General features: G+C 68.1%; 3 protein-coding genes. All 3 read left to right on the top strand.

The features are described from left to right. On the top strand, positions 1-238 hold a 238-nt coding region (locus tag AB5164_RS07380; protein WP_368147931.1), incomplete at its 5' end, for a hypothetical protein. A 218-nt stretch (positions 239-456) separates the two neighbouring features. Next, the gene (locus tag AB5164_RS07375; protein ID WP_368142588.1) at positions 457-1659 is read left to right on the top strand and encodes a hypothetical protein; all 1203 of its coding nucleotides are present in this window, start codon (positions 457-459) and stop codon (positions 1657-1659) included. Then, positions 1659-2716, top strand: a 1058-nt coding sequence (locus AB5164_RS07370; RefSeq protein WP_368147930.1) for a phage portal protein, incomplete at its 3' end; no start/stop codon positions are given. The genes AB5164_RS07375 and AB5164_RS07370, both read left to right, overlap by 1 nt.

Below are 2716 nucleotides of genomic sequence, written 5' to 3'. Positions count from 1 at the left end.
CTACAAGCCCGTCAAGGCGAAGAACGGGCGGCACGCCATCATGGAGCGCCCGCACCCCGCCGTGTCCGTGCTCAAGCAGGCGACAGCCGAGATACGCGCGCTCAACGAGCTGCTCGGGCTGTCGCGCAAGGCGGTGCCCATCCAGGTGCAGCAGGCGCGTCCGCAGAGCGACGGCGCTAGGGTGCTGAGCCTCATGTTCGCCGACCGCGAGCGCAAGGCCAAGGCGGCGGGCGCCTGATGGAGCCCAGGCAGACGCCGACATACGAGGCCAACGTCCCGGAGGACCTCAGCGGCGACGGCGGGATGGCCTGCGAGCTCGCGACCGCCTACTTCGGCGACCCGCTGCCGTGGCAGCCGCACCTGCTCGACGCGATGCTGGCCCGCGACGCGCGCGACAAGTACCTGCTGCGCACGCTGGGCATCTCCATCCCGCGCCAGAACGGAAAGAGCTGGGTCGTGCGCGCCAGGTGCTTCTACGGCGCGCTCAACGGCGAGAAGATCCTGTACACCTGCCAGCACGGCGACACCTCCGACCAGATGTTCAAGGAGCTGTCCCACCCTTTCGAGGACGAGGACGAGACCGAGCTGCACGACCTCCTGCTCGCCGTGCGCAAGACGAACGGGCAGCAGGCCATCAGCCTCAAGAACGGCGGACTCATTCGCTTCACCACCCGCACCAACTCGCTGGCGCGAGGCAAGACCTACGACGTGCTCATCTACGACGAGGCGCAGGAGCTCACGGACACGCAGCAGGCGGCGTCCCTGCCTGCAATCTCGGCGAGCGCGATGCACAACCCGCAGACCATCTACCTCGGAACGCCGCCAGGCCCCGACAACGTCGGCACGGTGTTTCGCGACCTCCACGACGACGTGCACGACGGCGAGTCCGAGATGGCGTGGATCGAGTGGGGCGCGGACGAGATAGGCGACGTCCACGACGAGTCCCGCTGGTACGAGTACAACCCGTCCATGGGCACCGTGCTCAACTACGAGGCCGTCAAGGGCGAGTCCGAGCAGATGCAGCCCGACGTGTTCGCGCGCGAGCGCCTCGGGTGGTGGGCGAAGACGGGAGGCTCGCTCCTCTACGCCCTGTCCTCCAAGAAGTGGGACGGGTGCCGACGCGACTCAGCGCCCACTGACGGAAAGCTCGCCTTCGGCGTGAAGTTCTCCGCAGACGGCTCCAACGCCGCGGTGTCCTGGGCGCTCGCCGACAGGGACGGACCGTCCTACGTCGAGCTGTACGACGTGATGGGCGCTTCGGGCGGAACGGTCGCGATCTCGGACATGCTCCTGCGCAACCGAGACGAGATCGCGTGCGCCTGCATCGACGGCAAGTCCGGAGCGGACGCGCTCAAGCGGCGGATGCTCGACGGCGGCTTCAGCAAGTGCGCGCTCGTGATGGGCACGCCCGCAATCGTGCAGGCTGCGGCGTCGATGCTCAAGGACGAGGTCGACTCGGGCACGCTGTCGCACATCGAGTCGCCGGCGCTCGACGACTCGGCGCGCAAGTCGCTCAAGCGCGACATAGGCAGGGACGGATGGGGCTTCGCGGACGGCCCCGACTCCATCGCCGCACCCATCGAGTCCGCATCGCTCGCCCTCTGGGCGGCGAGAACCACGAAACGAGACCCGCGAAGGGAACAGGAGGCCAGCTTCTGATGGCAGCAGTGAACATGGAACTGGCGGGGCAGGTAGCATCCGCCGCAGGCTTGGAGCCGGACGACGCGGCGCTCGTCCGCGAGCTCATGACCGTCTGGCGCGAGCATCGAGCCAGCAACCTCGAGCGCGAGGACTACTACCTCGGGCACGTGTCGGTGAAGGACCTCGGCATCGCCATGCCGGCGAGCCTCGCCAAGAAGATCAACCCGCGCGTGGACTGGCCCCGCAAGGCCGTGCACGCACTCGCCGACCGCTCCATCTTCAACGGTTACACGTGCGCGGACGAGCGTACGAGCAAGGCCCTCCGCGCCATCTGCGAGTCGAACCAGCTGGAGCGCCTCTACCGCAAGAACCTCATCGGCGAGCTGAAGCACTGCTGCGGCTTCTGGACCGTGACGGACGGCGGCGGCTACCCGGTCATCTCGGCTTACCCCGCCACCGCGGCGGCGGCGCTCTGGGACGACGCTCGCAAGGCCATCAGGGCGGGCCTCGTCGTGGCTGAGTCCAAGAAGATGCCCGGCGACACCGAGCGCGTGCCGACCGTGGTGCACCTGCTCACCGACGACAGCCTCGTGGTGCTCACGCGCGACGGCGGCTCGTGGGTAGCCGAGTACCGCGAGCACTCGATGGGGCGCTGCCTCATGGAGCCGATGGCACACGGCGCGACTCTCGAGCGCCCCTTCGGCACCTCGCGCATCAGCCGCTCCGTGATGAGCATCACCGACGACGCCATCCGACAGCGCGCCCGCATGGAGGTCGCCGCCGAGGCCGCGACCCTGCCGCAGACGTGGCTTCTGGGAACCTACAAGAAGATGCTCAACGATGGCAACAAGTACGACGCGAGCATGGGCGCTGTCAACGAGATCACCAAAGACCCCGACGGCGACAAGCCCACGGTCTGGCAGTCCGCGCAGCTGCAGATGGCCCCGCTCACCGAGTACCTTCGCCAGCTCGCCTGCCAGATGTCCGCCGTGACCAACGTGCCGGTGAGCTTCTTCGGAGTGTCCAACGACAACCCGTCCTCCTCGGACGCCATCGCCGCGTCCCTCGAGCCTCT

Origin of the sequence: Collinsella aerofaciens (assembly GCF_040915425.1) — a bacterium.
Classification (GTDB): Bacteria; Actinomycetota; Coriobacteriia; order Coriobacteriales; family Coriobacteriaceae; genus Collinsella; species Collinsella aerofaciens_BW.
This window is presented reverse-complemented; position numbering and strand designations above follow the sequence as displayed.